This window comes from Pseudomonas sp. MWU318 (assembly GCF_016756945.1).
Lineage (GTDB): Bacteria > Pseudomonadota > Gammaproteobacteria > Pseudomonadales > Pseudomonadaceae > Aquipseudomonas > Aquipseudomonas putida_A.
Genome location: NZ_JAESJL010000002.1, coordinates 532,987 through 551,659, shown reverse-complemented (window position 1 = coordinate 551,659; position 18,673 = coordinate 532,987). Strand labels below are relative to the sequence as shown.

The following is an 18,673-nucleotide window of genomic DNA, read 5'->3' as shown; positions in this document are numbered from 1 at the left end:
CTTGTGGGAGCTGGCTTGCCAGCGATGGCGGCGGATAAAACACTACATTTCTGTTGGTTTCGCAGCAGGCTGCCACAAAATCTCCGCAATCCCCTGCCGCCGCGCAATCAACCTTGCGGCCACGAACAACAGATCCGACAGCCGATTGATATACGCCAGGCCAACCCCGGCCAATGGCTCGATCGCGTTCAAATGCTGACAGCGTCGCTCGGCACTGCGCGCCAGGCTGCGGCAAACGTGGGCCTGGGCGATCAGCATCGACCCACCGGGCAGAATGAAATTCTCCAGCGGCCCCAATTCCTCGTTCCACACATCAATCGCTGCCTCCAGGCGTTCGATTTCCGCCGCTTTCAGCGCCTGATATTCCGGCATCGCCAGCTCACCGCCGAGGTCAAACAGACGATGCTGGCAAGGCGCGAGCACGTCGATCAGTTCATTCAATCCCGGGAACGCCTCACGCTCGGCGATCAACCCGGCCAGCAGCACGCCGACCTGACTGTTGAGGGTATCGACTTCGCCAATGGCTTCGATCCGCGGGTGATCCTTGGGGACGCGGCGGCCATCGCCCAGGCCGGTTTCGCCGGTGTCGCCGGTGCGGGTGTAGATCTTCGACAAGCGAAAGCCCATGGGTTACCTCGGTAGTTGATTGGTTTCGGCGGCGATGGCTGCCGGTTGTGCAAGCGGCAGGCGCAGGGTGAAGCAGGTGCCCTGACCGGGTGCCGATTGCACTTCCATCTGGCCTTTGTGGTTGTTGGTGATGATGAAGTACGACACCGACAGCCCCAGACCTGTGCCCTGGCCGATTTCCTTGGTGGTGAAGAACGGCTCGAAGGTGCGTTTGCGCACGCTTTCGCTCATGCCGATGCCATTGTCCTCGACCTGGATCTCGGCCCATGGCGGATTGAGCTTTGTGCGCAGGATGATTCGCCCCGGCTCACTGTCGTCTTCGCGTTGGTGAATGGCTTGCGCGGCGTTTTTCAGCAGGTTGAGCAGCACTTGTTCCAGTTCGTTGGCGGTGCCCGGCACCGGGCCGAGCGCCGGGTCGAACTGGCGGATGATCGCCTGGCCCTTGAAGTCGAAACCGATCGCCAGATCGAAGTCGTTGCCGGCAATCTCCACCGCTTGATCGATCAGCGCGGGCAGATCGCACGGGGCCATTTGCCGGGTGCTGCGCCGGCTGAAACTGAGCATGTGGGTGACGATTTTTGCCGCGCGGGCGCCGGCCTGCTGGATGCCGTCGAGCAATTTCGGTACTTCGCGGCTTTGCAGGTAACGGTTGACCGTGTCCAGTTCGATGCCGAGCTGTTCAGCGGTTTCGAGGTTCTTCGGCAGATCCGCCGACAGCCGCCGCCGAATGTTCTGTACGTTGTGCAGGATCGCGCCGAGCGGATTGTTGATCTCATGGGCCATGCCGGCGGCGAGGCCACCGACCGAAAGCATTTTTTCCGACTGCACCATCATTTCTTCTAGCGACAGGCGCTGGGTGATGTCGTCGATGCGGATCACTACACCGCGCCCGGCACCGCCCATCAGCGGGTAGAACGTCAGGGCGTAATGCTTGGGTTCGTCATCCTTGAACCAGGTCACCCGCTCGATCTTCGCCACCGTGTGCTCTTCCACAGTCTGCTTGAGTTGCGGCAGAAACGGCTTGAGCGGTTCGAAGGCGAGGAAGATCGGCTGGTTCAGCGCTTCATCCAGGCGCGTGCCGGAGAGGGCGCTGGCCTCCTGGTTCCATTGGGTCACGTAGAGCTGCTCGTCGAGGGCGATCAGCGCCGAGGGCATGGAGTCGATGATGCTGTTGAGGTAGTTCTGGAAGCCGGTGAGCTTCTTCTCGATCTTGCTCCGAACCTGGACTTCCAGTTCCAGTTTGCGGTTGGTGTGGCGGGTTTCTTCGGCCAGGCCCTGGGCCTGATCGTAGGCGGCCTGCGAGTCATCGCGGGCCCGCTTGAGTTGCTGTTCGCGGGCTTCGATGCGCGAGAGCATGGTGTTGAACGCCTCGGCGAGGCTGCCGATTTCATCGTGGTTGCCGCGTGAGGCGCGCAGGGCATAGTTCTCTTCGCGAGTGACCTGACGCGAGAGCTCTTCCAGCTCATGGATCGGGCGGGTGATCAGGCGTTTGATCTGCCGGGCAATCACCAGCCACAGCAGCACACTGAAAATCAGGATGCCGAGACTGGCAGTCAGGGTGCCGGTGTAGAACGCCATTGGCAGTTCACTGCTGGCGACCAGCAGCAAGTGCCCAGGCGCGGTGCCGGGGCGGGGCAGGGTGATCAACTGGTTGCTGCGAAACTCGGTGAGTTGCCAGGCTTCGATGTGCCGATAGCGTTCCGGCAGATTGAGTTTGTCGCCACGCTGCACCTGGGCGAGTCGGTCACCCTTGCCGTCGTACAACGCCGCCGCACGCAGCGGCGAATAGCTGTCGAGTTCCTTGAGCAGGCGTTCGGCGCTTTGTGGCGACTCGAGGGCTTGTGCGACCAGGCTCGGGTTGGAGATCAGCCGACCGATGGTCTGCAGGGCCTGCGGCGCCATGCTTTCCTGGGAGATGTAATAGGCGGCGCTGATAAAGGTCAGGTTGGCGACCAGCAGGACGGTGGTCAACAAAACCAGCAGGGCGGCCAGCAGTTTCTGGCCGACCGGCAGGTTTTCAAGGCGCTGGCGCAATGGCATCAGGTTTATCGCAGCAAAGGAACAAGTGGGCAGCGTAGCCGCTGCTCAGTCGCTGGGCAATCCAAGGCTGCGCAGATGGCCGACTAGCCGTTGCTGCAATTGCATGAGGTGCGGCAGGTTGAGTTGATGACGGGTGGCGACCTTGCAGGCGTGGCCCAACAGATAGCTGATTTCGGTACGGCGCTGGTTCGCCACGTCCTGATACATCGACGAGTAATTGGCCGCTGTGGCGTGGATCACCCGTTCGACTTCCTGCTGCAGATTGACCGCGGCTGCCGGTTGACCGCAACGCTCCAGCAATTCGACAAGTTCCGCGCACAGCGTGGCGACTTCGCATTGATGCTGCTCAAGCCCGCCGTTACGGCAATCGTGGAGCACGGTCAGCGGATTGATCGCGCAATTGAGCGCCAGTTTGCGCCACAGCCGGGTGAGGATGTCGGTGCTCCATTCATGGGGGATTTTCGCCGCCTCAAGATCGTCCAGCCAGATCGGCGCCACCGGATGGCCGGCATCACCCAGCCAGGTGAAACCGTGGCCGGCAAACACCACGCGCCAGTCGCCGTCGCGGAACGCGCCTTCGGTGCTGGAAGCGCTGATGCAGCGTGCCTGCGGAACCACCGCTGCGACCGCGTCCTGACTGCCGAGACCGTTCTGCAGCAGGATCAGCTCGGCATCTGCGCTCAGGCGCGGGGCGAGGCGGGCGACGGCGTTTTCGGCGTCGTAGGCTTTGCAGGCGACCAGCAGGCGGCGGATCGGCTCCGGGTCGTCCGCCGTTTGCGCGGGGACCGCATGGGTAGTGGCTGCGCCGTGTTCGACCAGCGTCAGGCCGCCGGCCACCTGATAGCTGCGCAAGCGCTCGGCATCACGCACGATCAGGCGCACCGGCAGCCCGGCCCGCGCCAGACGCGTGGCCCACAGGGTGCCGAGGCTGCCGGCGCCAAGAACGTGCCAAGGGGTGGACATCAGTTTTTCACTCGGTAAGGTACTGGCATGCAAGGCTCGCCGTATCGGTGGGAAAAGACCCGTTATAATGAGCCGGATTTTAACCGCAAGCCAAGCGCGCTCCCTCCTTATCGAGCGCGCCTTTTTATTGGAGAGATTACATGCCGTCGTTCGACGTGGTATCCGAACTGGACAAACACGAGCTGACCAACGCGGTCGAGAACGCCGTGAAGGAACTCGATCGTCGCTATGACCTGAAAGGCAAGGGCAGCTTCGAGTTCAAGGAAAAGGACCTGACCGTCAACCTGACCGCTGAAGCCGGGTTCCAGCTGGAAGCGATGATCGAGATCCTGAAGCTGGCCCTGACCAAACGCAAGATCGATGTGCAGTGCCTTGAAGTCAAAGACGCTTACGCCTCGGGCAAGCTGATGAAGCAGGACGCGATCCTCAAGGAAGGCATCGATAAGGAGCTGGCGAAGAAAATCGTCGCGCACATCAAGGATGCCAAGCTCAAGGTGCAGGCCGCCATTCAGGGCGAGCAGGTGCGTGTGACCGGCAAGAAGCGTGATGACCTGCAGGAAGCCATCGCGGCCCTGCGCGCCAAGGAATTCGGCATGCCACTGCAGTTCAACAACTTCCGCGACTAAGCTCGGTCAGATGATCTGTGGGAGCGAGCTTGCTCGCGAAAGCTGTATGTCTTCAGCCATGAGTTGACTGACACACCGCCTTCGCGAGCAAGCTCGCTCCCACATTGTTTTATGTATACCTGGCGGTTTCTGCCGCTGATTTTTTACAGCCCGGGTAGCCGGAAATCAGGAGATGGAAGATGGATTTGAATGCTGAGGTAGACAACCTGGTCAAGGCGTCCCAGGCGTGGATTCCGATGATCATGGAATACGGCAGCCGTGTGCTGCTGGCGGTGATTACCCTGGCGATCGGCTGGTGGCTGATCAACAAGGTCACGCAAAAACTCGGCGGTCTGTTGGCGCTGCGTAATGCCGACCTGGCGCTGCAAGGCTTCATCAGCAGCCTGGCGAACATCATCCTCAAGGTGCTGCTGATCGTCAGCGTGGCCTCGATGATCGGCGTGGAAACCACCTCGTTCGTGGCCGCGATCGGTGCGGCCGGTCTGGCGATCGGTCTGGCATTGCAAGGTAGCCTGGCGAATTTCGCCGGCGGCGTGTTGATTCTGCTGTTCCGTCCATTCCGCATCGGTGACTGGATCGAAGCGCAAGGTGTGGCGGGTACGGTCGACAGCATCCAGATTTTCCACACCGTACTGCGTACCGGTGACAACAAGACCATCATCGTCCCGAACGGCAATCTGTCGAACGGCATCATCACCAACACCAACCGTCAGCCAACCCGCAAAGTGGTGTTCGACGTGGGTGTGGATTACGAAGCAGATCTGCAAAAGGCCCGTCAGGTGCTGCTGGATCTGGCCAAGGATGAGCGCGTGTTGCAGGACCCTGCGCCACAAGCGGTCATTTCGACGTTGGGTGACAGTTCGATCACTGTTTCCCTGCGCGTCTGGGTTAAAACTGCAGACTACTGGGATGTGATGTTCATGTTTAACGAACAGTCGCGTGATCGTTTAAAGACTGCCGGTATTGATATTCCGTTTCCACAGCGCGTAATTCGCGTGGTTCAGGAGTCGGCAACACAATGATAGGTTGCTAATTAAATGCCTGACTTGTTGGTCAGGCATTTATTACAAGTGACAGGCAATAAAAAAGGCCCATCCGAAGATGGGCCTTTTTTTATGCTTCCAAACTAACCACTGACGATTACAAGATGTTCAGTGGGTATTCGGTGATCAGGCGGAACTCTTTAACGTCGCCTTCGCCTTCGTCAGCGTTAGCAACGTGCCAGGCTTGACGAATGCGGAAGGACAGATCTTTTGCTGGGCCAGACTGAACAACGTACTTGGCTTCGAAGTTGGTTTCGTGGTGTTTACCGTCTTCACCGTACAGGCCGGCGTAAGCGCTACCCGCTGGAGTGTGAGTACCGTCGATATCCCAACCTTTCACGTAACGAACCATGAAGCTCAGGCCAGGAACGCCGTACTCGGCCATTTTCAGGTCGTAACGGGCTTGCAGGGATTTCTCGCCTGCACCGTTGAAGTCGGAGTACTGGATGGAGTTGGCGAGGAAGATCGAGTCGCCACCACGGTTGTTCTTGCCCACGCCGATGTAGTCGAACGGGGTGTCGCCGTTGACCTTCTGGAAGGCCAGGGTGAAGGTGTGTGCCTTCAGGAACGACAGGGCGGTTGCCAGCGAGAAGGCGGTGTTGCTGATGTCGCCCGCTTTGGCGCTGCCGGTGTCGGTGGTGCGGTAGATGTTGAAGTCAGTGTTCAGCGAAGTGTCGCCACCGAATGGAGTGGTGAGGTTCACGTTGGCGTAGTACTGGTTCCAGATGTCTTCCAGTTTGGCGCCGTACAGCGATGCAGTCAGGTTGTCAGTGATGCCGTATTTGCCACCGAAGTAGTCGATGTTTTTGGCTTCAACACCCGCGTAGGTGGCGTAGAGGCCGCCTTCACGAGCGTTTTTGTCCTGGCTGGTGGCCGAGTAGAAGTGACCGGCTTCGAGGTCAAGGTCTTTGACTTCGCTGCTCTGCAACTGGAAGCCAGTGGCAGTTTGCGGAAGGATACGGGAGCCGCCAACAGCGAATACCGGAGCGGTGCTTGGCTGCATGTCGCCAAATTTCAGCTCGGTTTTGGAGATGCGGAATTTAACGGCTGCGCCGGCTTTGCCTTGGCTGTCGTTAACGTCGTGGGCATAACCGTTAGCCTTGACGGTGTCGCTACGGCTCATGTTGCCGGTGCCGGAAGTACCATCACCGCCATCCAGTTTGACCGCCAGGTAGCCGAATGCATCGATACCGACGCCTACGGTGCCTTGGGTATAACCGGAAGTGAAGTTACCGAGAAAGCCCTGAGTCCAGTCTTTCTGGTCGTGGCCGCCGTTCTTGTTGTCGCGGTTGAAGTAGTAGTTCTTCAACGTTTCGGTGAGTTTTGCGTCTTCAACGAAACCTTTGGCTTCTGCCTGGTCACTAACAAACGGGGCGGCCGTAGCCAACTGAGTGCTGGCTGCTGCTGCAACTGCCAGTGCGATTGTGCTCCACTTCATCACGCGCATCGTGATTTGCTCCTTTGGTTTTAGAAGAGTACTGCCGTCCCACCTGTTTTATTATCTGGGCGGCTCTTTCTTTTTGTGTCGGCGCAAACTTATATCACGCCGACAATGTTGGCGATACTTGCACATACAACCTTTCATGATCTTTACGACGACGTCGCAAACAGCTGGGTTGATGTCGCAAATTCACGTTACCCATGCAGCCGGACTGACAACTTTATCGCTGTTTCTGGGCCTTTTTGCATCGGTAAAAAAGAGTCCCTGGCAAAACACTTGAATCTCCATTGGGGCAACCCTGCCACCGTGTTTGGTTGGTCTCAAGCTGCCACTTCACGTGCCGCGCTTATAGACCATGTGTGTCTCAATGCAACAAGCGTGCACAAAGTGCAGGGTTGCCGCGTTTATTTTTCTGCACATCCGCTTGTAGCTGTAAAAACCGCATAAAAACGGGGGTTCAAGCCCTTTTGTATCAGGGGCTTGACGCATACCTTTGCATCGTGTTGTCAGGTTCGCATGGTGGCGTGACAACCAAAAACGTTACCGGTTCACCCCATAAGTGAGTATTTGGCGGATGCCCGACGCACTGAGCGTAGACGCACTGTGCGCTTTTGGTGCAAAAAAATTACAGGCTGTACCGGATTCATACAGCTGCGGTGACTCTGCTACCGGGTGTCCAAGGCTATTTCCAGTTGTCGCCCGGGTTCGATGCCGGTTCAGGCTCCGAGATGGTGCATAAACTTTTTGAATGTCTCCTGTCAGGGCTGTGGTGGCCTGACCGAGTACCGTCGTCGTGAAGCCCAGCGCAATCACAGGTATGCTGCCTGCCTGTCGCTTGGTGCGTTGCCTGTCTGGATGGCCGCTAAGCTGAATATGTAGATCAGCCGGGAGTGCACGCAGTGTTTGCTTTAGATTCACGACTTCAACAGGACACCCTGACCATCGGCGACTTTCCCCTCTGTCGACTGCTGCTGTCCAACGACGCCAATTACCCGTGGTTCATCCTGGTGCCTCGTCGCGACGATATCAGCGAGTTGTTTCAGTTGGATGTCGCCGACCAGCAGCAGTTGTGGCAGGAAACAACAGCGCTGGCCGAGTTGCTCAAGGACCTGTTCGACGCCGACAAGCTGAACGTCGCGACGCTGGGCAACGTTGTCAGTCAGCTGCATATGCATGTGATCGTGCGCAAGCGTGACGATGCGGCATGGCCGGCACCCGTCTGGGGCAAACACCCGGCCAAACCCTACAGCGCCGAGCAGGTAGCGGCCATTCGTGAGCGGCTGCGTCTGGTGCTGACCGAACACTTCACGTTTCTGGAGGGTTGAACCATGAACCTTGAAGAACGCGTTACCGATCTGGAAAGCCGCCTGGCTTTTCAGGATGACACCATTCAGGCGTTGAACGACGAGCTGGTGGCGCAGCAGCGGGTGATCGAGCGCCTGCAGTTGCAAATGGCGGCGTTGCTCAAGCGTCAGGAAGAGATGGTCGGGCAGTTCGATTCTTTCGAGGAAGAGGCGCCACCGCCGCATTACTGATGCCAACACGTTGGTGCAGGCGTAAAAAAACCGCGATCAGCCCGGCTGCTCGCGGTTTTTTATTGCCTTGGATCAGCGACGCGGCAGGGCGGCGATCACGTCCTCGGCTTGCAGGCCTTTGTCCCGGTTCATCACCGAGAACTCCACGCGCTGGCCTTCGACCAGGACGCGGTGGCCTTCGCCACGGATTGCACGAAAGTGCACGAAAATATCATCGCCGGAATCCCGGGAGATAAAGCCGAAGCCTTTGGAGGTGTTGAACCACTTGACGGTACCGGTATCGCGGTTGCTCATGTCATAGCTGACAGGTGCGGCAGCCGGTGAAGATTTGTAGAAGCTCACCGCCAGATGCACAACCACGGCAACCAGGGCGATCACCAGGCTGAACAGCACGGCCGGTTGACCGGCGATGACAGGCATCGGTGCGATCAGGGTCAGGGTTTGCAGGACGACAGTCAGCACCAGAAGAGCGCTGACCAGATTTTGCAGATGCTGGCGCGGGCCTTTGTTCCAGTAAGGAATCACTGGAGCGATGACCAGGTTCAACAGGCCGAAAAAGGCCAGGTAAAGTGCATCGGGTTGTTGCAGGTAAGGAACGGCTTCGGATTTCAAGCTAGGTATGAACGACAGCAGCAAGGCCGCTGCGCCCATTAGCAGGTGGACGATTTTCAACATTTTGATTGGCTCACGTTATGACGGCTCACAAGGAAGAGCTGAAGGCGCACGGTTCGCTTCGGAACAATAAAGAGGCGTTGGACACGTGCCCGGCATCAGCCTATGCGCGACACCCCCGAAATATGGGGCGTAGCGACACACTGCCTATTTAACAGCAAAGCCTGCAGCTACTCAAATTACCCCGGCCAGCGGCACCGGCCCGGTCGATTTGTCGCACGGCGAGTGAAGATTGCCGGCTGCGAGGTGGCGGTTGCCTTGCTAGAGTGGGGGCTGCACCTGTTGGATGAATTCAATCGCCTTAGGGGGTAAACATGGCAATCGATATCGGTATCAGTGAAGAAGACCGCAAGTCCATCGTCGAGGGGCTGTCGCGGCTGCTGTCGGACACCTACGTGCTGTATCTGAAGACCCATAACTTCCATTGGAACGTCACAGGTCCCATGTTCCGGACCCTGCATCTGATGTTCGAAGAGCAATACAACGAGCTGGCGCTGGCGGTGGATCTGATCGCCGAGCGCATCCGCGCTCTGGGTTTCCCGGCACCGGGTGCCTACGCGACTTACGCACGTCTCTCCTCTATTAAAGAAGAAGTCGGCGTGCCAAGTGCCGAGGACATGATCAAGCAGTTGGTCGACGGCCAGGAGGCGGTCACGCGCACCGCTCGCGGCATCTTCCCGCTGTTGGACAAGGTCAGCGACGAGCCGACGGCCGACTTGCTGACCCAGCGTATGCAGGTGCATGAGAAAACCGCGTGGATGTTGCGCGCGTTGCTCGAGGCCTGATAATCCGGTGCGCGGATATCCGGGGGTGATGGATGTCCGCGTGCTGTTTCAAATCTTACTGAACATGTCGGCTTATCCTACGTTGCTGGGCAACTAGTCATCTGGCGCTGGCTCTGCGTCTGCGTTTTTATGAAGCCACAGGATGTTGTCTTTATAAAAGCAGCGATGACAAAGGAGTGTCAGCGATATGGTGGGTGCAGACAGGCAAAGCGAACATGGCGCTTTGCAACAGGATATGAAGGTCGATCCGTTTGTCCGCGATTTCGACTTCGAGCTGATCCGGCCGCAGGCCAGGTCAGTGCGTTTGAACGGGTTTGCCACGTGCTTGAGGCTCGAGCAGGTTTACTGGAACATTCTCGGTGACATGGCCGGGCACAATGGCTGTTCGGTCAGTACGCTGCTGTCCCACGTGGACCGCCAGGTGCACCTGCGTCACGGTGGGGTAAAAAACTTCAGCGGTCTGGTGCGGGTGGTGTGTGTGATGAATGGCCTGCGGGATACCCCGGCGGCCGTCATGTCCGGAACAACCAATACTTGAAATGACGTGGCGGGCTGTGCAGTCTTACGGCTGCACAGCCCGCATTTAATGGATATAATCCCGCTCTTTCGCCGCAAAGCCCTGCGCGCGGTGGCAATCTGATCGCCGAGACACCCCCATGCCGATGTACGATTATCAATGTGCTTCCTGTGGTCATCAGTTGGAAGCCATTCAAAAGATCAGCGAGGCACCGCTGGTCGACTGCCCTGCCTGTCAGGCGCCAGAGCTCAAGAAACAGCTGTCCATGCCGGGTTTTCGCCTCAGCGGCAGCGGTTGGTACGAAACCGATTTCAAGACCGGAGCCAAGAAGAATCTGGCCGGTGGCGACAAATCTGACTAGGGTTCAGGCCCAGGTCGAACGACACGCGTGAGATTCCGCAGTGCTTGAGTACGATGGGATCTCCACCGAATTTCGAATTACGAGAAGCGAAACCACTACCATGATGCGCAGCCATTATTGCGGCCAACTGAACGAAAGCCTGGAAGGCCAGGAAATTACCCTTTGCGGATGGGTTCACCGTCGTCGCGACCACGGCGGGGTGATTTTCCTCGATATCCGTGATCGTGATGGTCTGGCTCAGGTGGTGTTCGATCCGGATCGCGCCGAGAGCTTCGCCGCCGCCGACCGCGTGCGCAGCGAATACGTGGTGAAGATCACCGGCAAGGTGCGTCTGCGTCCGGCCGGTGCGACCAACGCCAACATGGCGTCGGGCATGATCGAAGTGCTGGGCTACGAGCTGGAAGTGCTGAACGAGTCGGAAACCCCGCCGTTCCCGCTCAACGAATACTCCGACGTCGGCGAAGAAACCCGCCTGCGCTACCGCTTCCTGGACCTGCGTCGTCCGGAAATGGCTGAGAAGCTGCGTCTGCGTTCGCGCATGACCACCAGCATCCGTCGCTTCCTCGACGAGAACGGCTTCCTCGACGTGGAAACACCGATCCTCACCCGTGCGACCCCGGAAGGCGCGCGCGACTACCTGGTGCCGAGCCGTACTCACGCCGGTTCGTTCTTCGCCCTGCCGCAATCGCCTCAGCTGTTCAAGCAACTGCTGATGGTTGCCGGTTTCGACCGTTACTACCAGATCGCCAAATGCTTCCGCGACGAAGACCTGCGTGCCGACCGTCAGCCTGAGTTCACTCAGATCGACATCGAGACCAGCTTCCTCGACGAAAAAGACATCATGGGCCTGACCGAAGGCATGATCCGCAACCTGTTCAAGGAAGTGCTGGATCTGGAATTCGGCGAATTCCCGCACATGACCTTCGAAGAAGCCATGCGTCGTTACGGTTCCGACAAGCCGGACCTGCGTAACCCGCTGGAACTGGTCGACGTTGCCGATCAGCTGAAAGAAGTCGAATTCAAGGTGTTCAGCGGCCCGGCCAACGATCCGAAGTGCCGTATCGCTGCACTGCGCGTTCCAGGCGGGGCGAGCATGCCGCGCAAGCAGATCGACGACTACACCAAGTTCGTCGGCATCTACGGTGCCAAGGGCCTGGCGTACATCAAGGTCAACGAGCGCGCTGCCGGTGTTGAGGGTCTGCAATCGCCGATCGTGAAAAACATCCCTGAAGCCAACCTGAACGTGATCCTCGATCGCGTCGGCGCAGTTGACGGCGACATCGTGTTCTTCGGCGCCGACAAGGCCAAGATCGTCAGCGAAGCCCTGGGTGCGCTGCGTATCAAGCTCGGCCACGACCTCGACCTGCTGACCTGCAAGTGGGCGCCAATGTGGGTCGTCGACTTCCCGATGTTCGAAGAGAACGACGACGGCAGCTTCTCTGCGCTGCACCACCCGTTCACCGCACCGAAGTGCTCCCCTGAAGAGCTGGAAGCCAATCCGGCCGGCGCTCTGTCCCGTGCCTACGACATGGTACTGAACGGTACCGAGCTGGGTGGCGGTTCGATCCGTATCCACCGCAAGGAAATGCAGCAAGCGGTGTTCCGCCTGCTGGGCATCAACGAAGCGGAACAGGAAGAGAAGTTCGGCTTCCTGCTCGACGCGCTGAAGTACGGTGCACCGCCGCACGGTGGCCTGGCCTTCGGTCTGGACCGTCTGGTAATGCTGATGACCGGCGCCCAGTCGATCCGTGAAGTGATCGCCTTCCCGAAAACCCAGAGTGCTGCGGACGTCATGACGCAAGCGCCGGGTGTGGTGGATGCCAAGGCACTGCGCGAGCTGCACATTCGTTTGCGCGAAACGCCAAAGGCTGAGTAAGACAGGCCTGAAGGCGCATCTTCGGATGCGCCTTTTTTCTTTCTATAGAGAGCAGGTCGAGATTTTTTGTTTGCTGGCTGCTGCATGAGCAGGGCGGGCAACGTTTCAAGAGAATTCGGAGCGAGTTATGGCAGGTCATTCCAAGTGGGCGAACATCAAGCACCGCAAAGAACGTCAGGATGCCAAGAGAGGCAAGATCTTCACCAAGTGGATCCGTGAACTGACCGTTGCGGCCCGTCAGGGCGGCGGCGATCCGGGTTCCAACCCGCGTCTGCGCCTAGCTCTGGACAAGGCCCTTGGCGCGAACATGAGCCGCGACATCATCGATCGCGCCGTCGCCCGTGGCGCCGGTGCAACCGAAGCGGACAACGTTGAAGAGCTGACCTACGAGGGTTACGGCCCCGGCGGCGTGGCGGTGATGGTCGAATGCATGACCGATAACCGCAACCGTACCGCTGCAGCCGTACGCCATGCATTCAGCAAATGCGGCGGCAACCTCGGCACCGACGGTTCGGTCGCGTACCTGTTCGAGCGCAAGGGGCAGATCAGCTTCGCCCCGGGCGTCGACGAAGACGCCCTGACCGAAGCGGCGCTGGAAGCCGATGCCGACGACGTAGTCAGCCATGAAGACGGCTCGATCGACGTGTTCACCTCGTTCACCAGCTTCTACGCGGTGCGTAACGCGTTGGAAGCGGCCGGGTTCAAGGGTGACGACGCAGAAATCGTCATGCAGCCGACCACCAGCGCCGAACTGGATCTGGAAGGCGCGGAGAAGGTGCTCAAGCTGATCGACATGCTCGAGGATCTGGATGACGTACAGAACGTCTACTCCAACGCAGACATTCCGGAAGACGTGGCCGCACAGCTCGGTTAATGAAAAATACAAAGGTCGCAGTTTTTGATGGCTCTACAATTAACCTGTAGGAGCTGCCGAAGGCTGCGATCTTTGTGTTTTTAAAGATCAAAAGATCGCAGCCTTCGGCAGCTCCTACATGTACCCTCAGCTTTCGCATCAATTTCTGCAGGCGTTATGACTTTAATTCTGGGTATCGACCCCGGCTCGCGCATCACCGGTTACGGGATTGTTCGCGATACCGGACGCGGCGGCTGCATCTATGTGGCCTCGGGCTGCATCCGTACCGGCGCCGGCGAGCTGCATGAGCGGCTGCAAATCGTTTATCGCGGCGTGCGTGAAATCATTCAGACCTATGGCCCGGTGACCATGGGCATCGAAAAAGTGTTCATGGCGAAAAACGCCGATTCGGCGCTCAAGCTCGGACAGGCTCGCGGCGCCGCCATTGTGGCTGGCGCTGAAGAGTGCCTGGAGATTGCCGAGTACACCGCCACCCAGGTCAAGCAAGCCGTGGTCGGCACCGGCGCCGCCAATAAAGAACAGGTGCAGATGATGGTCATGCACATGCTCAAGCTGACCAGCAAACCGCAGATCGATGCCTCGGATGCGCTGGCCATTGCGATTTGTCATGCGCATACCCGTTCCAGCCTGCTGCCGCATGGCCTGGGTACCGCACGCAGTCGTGGCGGGCGCCTGCGTCTCTGATAGCATCAGCAATCATTTTTGCGGAATGCGGATTTCGCGCCTGGGTCGTCGGCCCGATTCCCGCCTTCCATCTGTCGCCAGCCCCCGGCTGGCCAACGCTCAAGGATCTGAAACGTGATTGGACGCTTGCGCGGCACCCTGGCTGAGAAACAGCCGCCGCACCTGATTCTGGATGTAAACGGCCTCGGGTATGAGCTGGAAGTGCCCATGACCACCCTTTATCGTCTGCCGTCGGTCGGTGAACCGCTGACGCTGCACACCCATTTGGTCGTACGCGAAGACGCGCAGTTACTCTATGGTTTCGCCGGCAAGCGTGAGCGAGACTTTTTTCGTGAGTTGATCCGTCTCAATGGTGTCGGGCCGAAACTGGCCTTGGCCTTGATGTCGAGCCTGGAAGTCGATGAACTGATTCGCTGCGTGCAATCCCAGGACACCTCGGCGCTGACCAAGGTCCCGGGGGTCGGCAAGAAAACCGCTGAGCGCCTGCTGGTTGAACTGAAGGATCGCTTCAAGGCCTGGGAAACCTCGCCGGCCATGTTCGCCCTGGTGCCGAATCAGCCGGACGGCCCGGCGCCGGTCAACACCGCTGAAAACGATGCGGTCAGTGCGCTGATTTCCCTGGGCTACAAGCCGCAGGAAGCGAGCAAGGCGATTACCGCCATCAAGGACAAGAATTTGAGCAGTGAAGACCTGATCCGCCGCGCCCTGAAGGGAATGATTTAAGTGATTGAAGCTGATCGTCTGATCGCCGCCGCGCACAGCCCGCGCGAGCGCGAAGAAGTCCAGGATCGGGCCATTCGCCCGGTCAGTCTGGCCGACTATATTGGCCAGCCGACCGTGCGCGAGCAGATGGAACTGTTCATCCAGGCGGCGCGGGGTCGCAGTGAATCGCTGGATCACACGTTGATCTTCGGCCCGCCGGGTCTGGGTAAAACCACGCTGGCCAACATCATTGCCCAGGAAATGGGCGTGTCGATCAAGAGCACGTCGGGCCCGGTGCTCGAGCGTCCGGGGGATCTGGCAGCGTTGCTGACCAACCTTGAGCCGCACGACGTGCTGTTCATCGACGAAATCCATCGCCTGTCGCCCATCGTTGAGGAAGTGCTGTATCCGGCGATGGAAGACTTCCAGCTCGACATCATGATCGGTGAAGGGCCGGCAGCGCGCTCGATCAAGCTTGATCTGCCACCGTTCACCCTCGTTGGCGCCACGACCCGTGCCGGCATGCTGACCAACCCGTTGCGTGATCGCTTCGGTATCGTCCAGCGCCTTGAGTTCTACAGTACGGCGGATCTGGCGACGATTGTCAGTCGGTCGGCGGCGATTCTCGGTCTGCCACTGGATCCGGAGGGTTCTTTCGAAATCGCTCGTCGTGCCCGTGGCACGCCGCGGATCGCCAACCGTCTGCTGCGGCGGGTGCGCGATTTTGCCGAAGTCCGGGCCAAGGGTCATATCACCAAGTCGGTTGCCGATCTGGCGTTGAATCTGCTGGATGTCGATGAACACGGCTTTGATCATCAGGACCGGCGCTTGCTGCTGACCATGATCGAGAAGTTCGATGGCGGTCCGGTGGGCATCGACAGCCTCGCGGCGGCTATCAGCGAAGAGCGGCACACCATCGAAGATGTGCTGGAGCCGTACCTGATTCAACAGGGCTACATCATGCGTACGCCACGGGGCAGGGTGGTGACGCGGCATGCGTACCTGCATTTCGGTTTGAACATTCCGTCACGAATGGGCGAGATGCCCGTGGCAGACGAGTTTCTCGATGCCGTGGACGATTGATACACATTTTTTGGCGATTTATTCAGCGTTTGTACTGTCACAGGACGGTACTTTTGCGGTAAAGCCTTAAACACTGAAAAAACAGTTGCCTGGCCGGATTGGCAACCTGAGGAGTAAGCACTAGAGTATGCGCGCGCAAAACGGGCTTGAGCCGTTCGCACATCGTTGTCGCGTTTATTACGAGGACACCGATGCGGGCGGCATCGTGTATTACGTTAATTACCTCAAGTTTATGGAACGGGCTCGAACCGAGCGGCTCCGGACGCTGGGCTTTGCCCAGTCGGAACTGGCCGGGGAGGACCTGTTGTTTGTCGTGCATTCCAGCGAAGCGCGCTATCACGCGCCGGCGCGACTGGACGACGAACTGCTGGTAAGCGCTGATGTAATCGAATTGAACCGTGCCAGCCTGCGCTTTAAACAGCAGGTCAGGCGGGCCACGGATAATGTGCTGCTCTGTGAAGGGCAGTTTCTGGTGGCCTGTGTGCGCACCGACAGTTTGAAACCCCGGGCCATGCCCGAATCCTTGCGTGCGGCCTTTGCCGACGCGGGCGGCACGGGTACACACTCAAAGCAGGAGATAAAGCGTGGAAGCTAACGTCGTCGACCATTCCTCCATGTGGAGCCTGGTCAGCAATGCCAGCATCGTGGTGCAGTTGGTAATGTTGACCCTGGTGGCCGCATCGGTGACCTCATGGATCATGATCTTTCAGCGCAGCAATTTGCTGCGTGCCGGTCGACGCGCCCTGGAGAGCTTCGAAGAGCGCTTCTGGTCGGGTATCGATCTGTCCAAGCTGTACCGTCAGGCCGGCAGCAACCCGGATCCGGATTCGGGCGTAGAGCAGATCTTCCGTGCCGGTTTCAAGGAATTCTCCCGTCTGCGTCAGCAGCCAGGTGTTGACCCTGAAGCGGTGATGGAAGGTGTGGCGCGGGCCATGCGCGTTGCCATCTCCCGTGAGGAAGAGAAGCTGGAGCAGAGCCTGCCGTTCCTCGCTACCGTTGGTTCGGTCAGCCCGTACATCGGTCTGTTCGGTACCGTGTGGGGCATCATGAACTCCTTCCGCGGTCTGGCCAGCGCCCAGCAGGCGACCCTGGCCACCGTGGCCCCGGGTATCGCCGAAGCCCTGATCGCTACCGCGATCGGCCTGTTCGCCGCGATCCCGGCCGTTATCGCTTACAACCGTTTCTCTGCCCGCAGCGAAACCTTGCTGAGCCGCTACTACACCTTCGCCGATGAGTTCCAGGCGATCCTGCACCGCAAAGTGCACACCAGCGAAGAATAAGCAGGTATTTCCCGATGGCTTTAATCGCTCGAGCCCGAAACAAGCGCAAGCCGGTCGCCGAGATGAACGTGGTGCCATACATCGACGTGATGCTGGTGCTGCTGGTTATCTTCATGGTGACCGCGCCGATGCTCAATCAGGGCGTGAAAGTGGATCTGCCCAAGGTTTCCAGCGAAGCCTTGCCGCAGGACAACAACACTCAGGTGCTGACCATTTCGATCAAGGCTGACAAGACCTACTACTGGAACCTTGGCAGCGAAGTCGATACCGAAAAGCAGCAGGACAGGGCAATGACCCTGCCGCAGATGACTGACGCGGTGACCAAGATCATTCGCGCCGGCACCGAAGGCGGCAAGCGTACCCAGGTCTTTATCCGAGGCGACAAGTCGGTCGACTACGGCGCCGTCATGGGTGCCATGGGCGGGTTGCAGAAAGCCGGGGTCGGTAATGTTGGTTTGATTACCGAGGCCCCCTGATGCAGCAACAGCGAGAGCCGTCCGCCTCGGAAAGCTACTTCTGGCCAAGTGTTCTGGCGATTGTCCTGCACGTGCTGGTGTTCGGCATGCTGTTCGTCAGTTTCGCCTTTACACCCGAGTTGCCGCCGGCCAAGCCGATTGTCCAGGCGACCCTGTACCAGCTGAAATCGAAAAGTCAGGCAACCACCCAGACCAATCAGAAGATTGCGGGTGAGGCGAAGAAATCCGCTGCGCGCCAGACCGAAGTCGAGCAGATGGAACAGAAAAAGGTCGAGCAGGAAGCGGTGAAGGCTGCGGAACAAAAGAAAGAAGAAGCGGCTCAAAAGGCCGAGGAAGCCAAGAAGGCCGACGAGGCGAAGAAAGCGGACGAGGCGAAAAAGGCTGATGAAGCCAAGAAAGCCGACGATGCGAAGAAAGCCGAGGCCAAGAAGGCAGAAGAGAAACAATTGGCTGATATAGCCAAGAAGAAAGCCGAAGAAGAAGCCAAGAAGGCGGCTGAAGAAGAGGCCAAGAAAGCGGCCGCTGAAGAAGCCAAGAAGAAGATCGTCGAAGACGCGAAGAAGAAAGCCGCCGAAGACGCCAAGAAAAAAGCTGAAGCTGAAGAGGCGAAGAAGAAAGTCGCCGACGAAGCGAAGAAGAAAGCTGCTGCCGATGCTGCGAAGAAAAAATCGCAGGAAGCGGCACGTAAATCCGCCGAAGAGAAAAAGGCTCAGGCCCTGGCAGATTTGCTTTCCGACACGCCACAGCGTCAGCAGGCCTTGGCCGATGAGCAGGGTGACGAAGTCGCGGGCAGTTTCGATGACCTGATTCGTGCGCGGGCAGCGGAAGGTTGGGCGCGTCCTCCTTCGGCACGCAAAGGCATGACGGTCGTGCTGCAAATCGGCATGTTGCCGGACGGTACGGTGACCACGGTCAGCGTGGCCAAGTCCAGTGGCGATGGTCCGTTCGATGCGTCGGCAGTCGCGGCAGTGAAGAATATTGGACGTTTGACAGAAATGCAGGGAATGAAGCCGAGCGATTTCGCTCCGTATCGTTCATTCAAGATGACATTCACACCTGAGGATCTAGCCTTGTGAGAAACCTTCTTC

The 18,673-nt window shown here is 58.7% G+C and carries 21 protein-coding genes; 16 read left to right on the top strand and 5 right to left on the bottom strand.

Annotation, left to right across the window (positions count from 1 at the left end):
* Positions 1-42: 42 nt before the first annotated feature.
* From JN524_RS06575 to JN524_RS06565, 3 genes are read right to left on the bottom strand one after another with little or no spacing between them, the layout of a single operon-like run.
* Positions 43-627: a cob(I)yrinic acid a,c-diamide adenosyltransferase gene (locus tag JN524_RS06575; protein WP_202368855.1), complete on the bottom strand. Its 585-nt coding sequence runs from the start codon at positions 625-627 to the stop codon at positions 43-45.
* A 3-nt stretch (positions 628-630) separates the two neighbouring features.
* Entirely contained in the window at positions 631-2,667 is a 2,037-nt protein-coding gene (locus tag JN524_RS06570) for a sensor histidine kinase (RefSeq protein WP_202368854.1), read from the bottom strand.
* A gap of 45 nt (positions 2,668-2,712) precedes the next feature.
* Complete coding sequence (locus JN524_RS06565) at positions 2,713-3,630, bottom strand: putative 2-dehydropantoate 2-reductase (RefSeq protein ID WP_202368853.1); 918 nt, start codon at positions 3,628-3,630, stop codon at positions 2,713-2,715.
* Between the two features lie 140 nt (positions 3,631-3,770).
* Here JN524_RS06565 and JN524_RS06560 point away from each other — a divergent pair, with 140 nt between their 5' ends.
* The gene (locus JN524_RS06560) at positions 3,771-4,256 is read left to right on the top strand and encodes a YajQ family cyclic di-GMP-binding protein (protein WP_003227548.1); all 486 of its coding nucleotides are present in this window, start codon (positions 3,771-3,773) and stop codon (positions 4,254-4,256) included.
* A gap of 179 nt (positions 4,257-4,435) precedes the next feature.
* Entirely contained in the window at positions 4,436-5,278 is an 843-nt protein-coding gene (locus JN524_RS06555) for a mechanosensitive ion channel family protein (RefSeq protein ID WP_007912753.1), read from the top strand.
* Between the two features lie 118 nt (positions 5,279-5,396).
* Here the strand turns inward: JN524_RS06555 and JN524_RS06550 are convergent, their stop codons facing one another.
* Positions 5,397-6,746 (bottom strand): OprD family porin, encoded by a 1,350-nt coding sequence (locus JN524_RS06550; protein ID WP_041068541.1) that lies wholly within the window; start codon positions 6,744-6,746, stop codon positions 5,397-5,399.
* 893 nt (positions 6,747-7,639) lie between these two features.
* Between JN524_RS06550 and JN524_RS06545 the strand changes: the two genes are divergently transcribed.
* Positions 7,640-8,065, top strand: coding sequence for an HIT domain-containing protein (locus JN524_RS06545; RefSeq protein WP_102355036.1), 426 nt, complete (start codon positions 7,640-7,642; stop codon positions 8,063-8,065).
* 3 nt (positions 8,066-8,068) lie between these two features.
* Positions 8,069-8,275 carry a SlyX family protein gene (locus tag JN524_RS06540; RefSeq protein WP_007962092.1) on the top strand — a complete coding sequence of 69 codons (207 nt, stop codon included), beginning with the start codon at positions 8,069-8,071 and terminating at the stop codon, positions 8,273-8,275.
* A gap of 72 nt (positions 8,276-8,347) precedes the next feature.
* On the opposite strand, the gene JN524_RS27320 is transcribed toward JN524_RS06540, so the two are convergent.
* Positions 8,348-8,950, bottom strand: a complete 603-nt coding sequence (locus JN524_RS27320) for a cold-shock protein (protein ID WP_003227539.1) — start codon at positions 8,948-8,950, stop codon at positions 8,348-8,350.
* Positions 8,951-9,261: 311 nt separating this feature from the next.
* Between JN524_RS27320 and JN524_RS06530 the strand changes: the two genes are divergently transcribed.
* The 12 genes from JN524_RS06530 (at position 9,262) to tolA (ending at position 18,661) form a co-directional block, all read left to right on the top strand.
* Entirely contained in the window at positions 9,262-9,732 is a 471-nt protein-coding gene (locus JN524_RS06530; protein WP_007912745.1) for a Dps family protein, read from the top strand.
* Positions 9,733-9,919: 187 nt separating this feature from the next.
* Positions 9,920-10,270, top strand: coding sequence for a ribbon-helix-helix domain-containing protein (locus JN524_RS06525; protein ID WP_202368852.1), 351 nt, complete (start codon positions 9,920-9,922; stop codon positions 10,268-10,270).
* A gap of 118 nt (positions 10,271-10,388) precedes the next feature.
* Positions 10,389-10,610, top strand: coding sequence for an FmdB family zinc ribbon protein (locus tag JN524_RS06520; RefSeq protein ID WP_003227532.1), 222 nt, complete (start codon positions 10,389-10,391; stop codon positions 10,608-10,610).
* Positions 10,611-10,710: 100 nt separating this feature from the next.
* Complete coding sequence (gene aspS / locus JN524_RS06515) at positions 10,711-12,486, top strand: aspartate--tRNA ligase (RefSeq protein WP_003227530.1); 1,776 nt, start codon at positions 10,711-10,713, stop codon at positions 12,484-12,486.
* 127 nt (positions 12,487-12,613) lie between these two features.
* A complete protein-coding gene (locus JN524_RS06510; protein ID WP_003227527.1) occupies positions 12,614-13,360 on the top strand; it encodes a YebC/PmpR family DNA-binding transcriptional regulator in 747 nt (248 codons plus the stop codon).
* Positions 13,361-13,516: 156 nt separating this feature from the next.
* Entirely contained in the window at positions 13,517-14,044 is a 528-nt protein-coding gene (gene ruvC / locus JN524_RS06505) for a crossover junction endodeoxyribonuclease RuvC (protein WP_007962095.1), read from the top strand.
* Positions 14,045-14,158: 114 nt separating this feature from the next.
* Positions 14,159-14,767: a Holliday junction branch migration protein RuvA gene (gene ruvA, locus JN524_RS06500; RefSeq protein ID WP_003227522.1), complete on the top strand. Its 609-nt coding sequence runs from the start codon at positions 14,159-14,161 to the stop codon at positions 14,765-14,767.
* Positions 14,768-15,829, top strand: a complete 1,062-nt coding sequence (gene ruvB / locus JN524_RS06495; protein ID WP_007962024.1) for a Holliday junction branch migration DNA helicase RuvB — start codon at positions 14,768-14,770, stop codon at positions 15,827-15,829.
* 127 nt (positions 15,830-15,956) lie between these two features.
* Complete coding sequence (gene ybgC / locus JN524_RS06490) at positions 15,957-16,424, top strand: tol-pal system-associated acyl-CoA thioesterase (protein WP_027612533.1); 468 nt, start codon at positions 15,957-15,959, stop codon at positions 16,422-16,424.
* The gene (gene tolQ, locus JN524_RS06485) at positions 16,414-17,109 is read left to right on the top strand and encodes a protein TolQ (protein WP_007912733.1); all 696 of its coding nucleotides are present in this window, start codon (positions 16,414-16,416) and stop codon (positions 17,107-17,109) included. The genes ybgC and tolQ overlap by 11 nt, the downstream gene beginning before the upstream one ends.
* 23 nt (positions 17,110-17,132) lie before the next feature.
* Positions 17,133-17,585, top strand: a complete 453-nt coding sequence (gene tolR / locus JN524_RS06480; protein WP_161794900.1) for a protein TolR — start codon at positions 17,133-17,135, stop codon at positions 17,583-17,585.
* The gene (tolA, locus tag JN524_RS06475; RefSeq protein WP_202368851.1) at positions 17,585-18,661 is read left to right on the top strand and encodes a cell envelope integrity protein TolA; all 1,077 of its coding nucleotides are present in this window, start codon (positions 17,585-17,587) and stop codon (positions 18,659-18,661) included. The genes tolR and tolA overlap by 1 nt, the downstream gene beginning before the upstream one ends.
* Positions 18,662-18,673 lie beyond the last annotated feature (12 nt).

What these genes read in the sequence shown, in the direction of transcription:
- JN524_RS06575 (WP_202368855.1), bottom strand. Translation starts at nt 627, where the DNA reads ATGGGCTTTCGCTTGTCGAAGATCTACACCCGCACCGGCGACACCGGC.
- JN524_RS06570 (WP_202368854.1), bottom strand. Translation starts at nt 2,667, where the DNA reads ATGCCATTGCGCCAGCGCCTTGAAAACCTGCCGGTCGGCCAGAAACTG.
- JN524_RS06565 (WP_202368853.1), bottom strand. Translation starts at nt 3,630, where the DNA reads ATGTCCACCCCTTGGCACGTTCTTGGCGCCGGCAGCCTCGGCACCCTG.
- JN524_RS06560 (WP_003227548.1), top strand. Translation starts at nt 3,771, where the DNA reads ATGCCGTCGTTCGACGTGGTATCCGAACTGGACAAACACGAGCTGACC.
- JN524_RS06555 (WP_007912753.1), top strand. Translation starts at nt 4,436, where the DNA reads ATGGATTTGAATGCTGAGGTAGACAACCTGGTCAAGGCGTCCCAGGCG.
- JN524_RS06550 (WP_041068541.1), bottom strand. Translation starts at nt 6,746, where the DNA reads ATGCGCGTGATGAAGTGGAGCACAATCGCACTGGCAGTTGCAGCAGCA.
- JN524_RS06540 (WP_007962092.1), top strand. Translation starts at nt 8,069, where the DNA reads ATGAACCTTGAAGAACGCGTTACCGATCTGGAAAGCCGCCTGGCTTTT.
- JN524_RS27320 (WP_003227539.1), bottom strand. Translation starts at nt 8,950, where the DNA reads ATGTTGAAAATCGTCCACCTGCTAATGGGCGCAGCGGCCTTGCTGCTG.
- JN524_RS06530 (WP_007912745.1), top strand. Translation starts at nt 9,262, where the DNA reads ATGGCAATCGATATCGGTATCAGTGAAGAAGACCGCAAGTCCATCGTC.
- JN524_RS06525 (WP_202368852.1), top strand. Translation starts at nt 9,920, where the DNA reads ATGGTGGGTGCAGACAGGCAAAGCGAACATGGCGCTTTGCAACAGGAT.
- JN524_RS06520 (WP_003227532.1), top strand. Translation starts at nt 10,389, where the DNA reads ATGCCGATGTACGATTATCAATGTGCTTCCTGTGGTCATCAGTTGGAA.
- aspS (WP_003227530.1), top strand. Translation starts at nt 10,711, where the DNA reads ATGATGCGCAGCCATTATTGCGGCCAACTGAACGAAAGCCTGGAAGGC.
- JN524_RS06510 (WP_003227527.1), top strand. Translation starts at nt 12,614, where the DNA reads ATGGCAGGTCATTCCAAGTGGGCGAACATCAAGCACCGCAAAGAACGT.
- ruvC (WP_007962095.1), top strand. Translation starts at nt 13,517, where the DNA reads ATGACTTTAATTCTGGGTATCGACCCCGGCTCGCGCATCACCGGTTAC.
- ybgC (WP_027612533.1), top strand. Translation starts at nt 15,957, where the DNA reads ATGCGCGCGCAAAACGGGCTTGAGCCGTTCGCACATCGTTGTCGCGTT.
- tolA (WP_202368851.1), top strand. Translation starts at nt 17,585, where the DNA reads ATGCAGCAACAGCGAGAGCCGTCCGCCTCGGAAAGCTACTTCTGGCCA.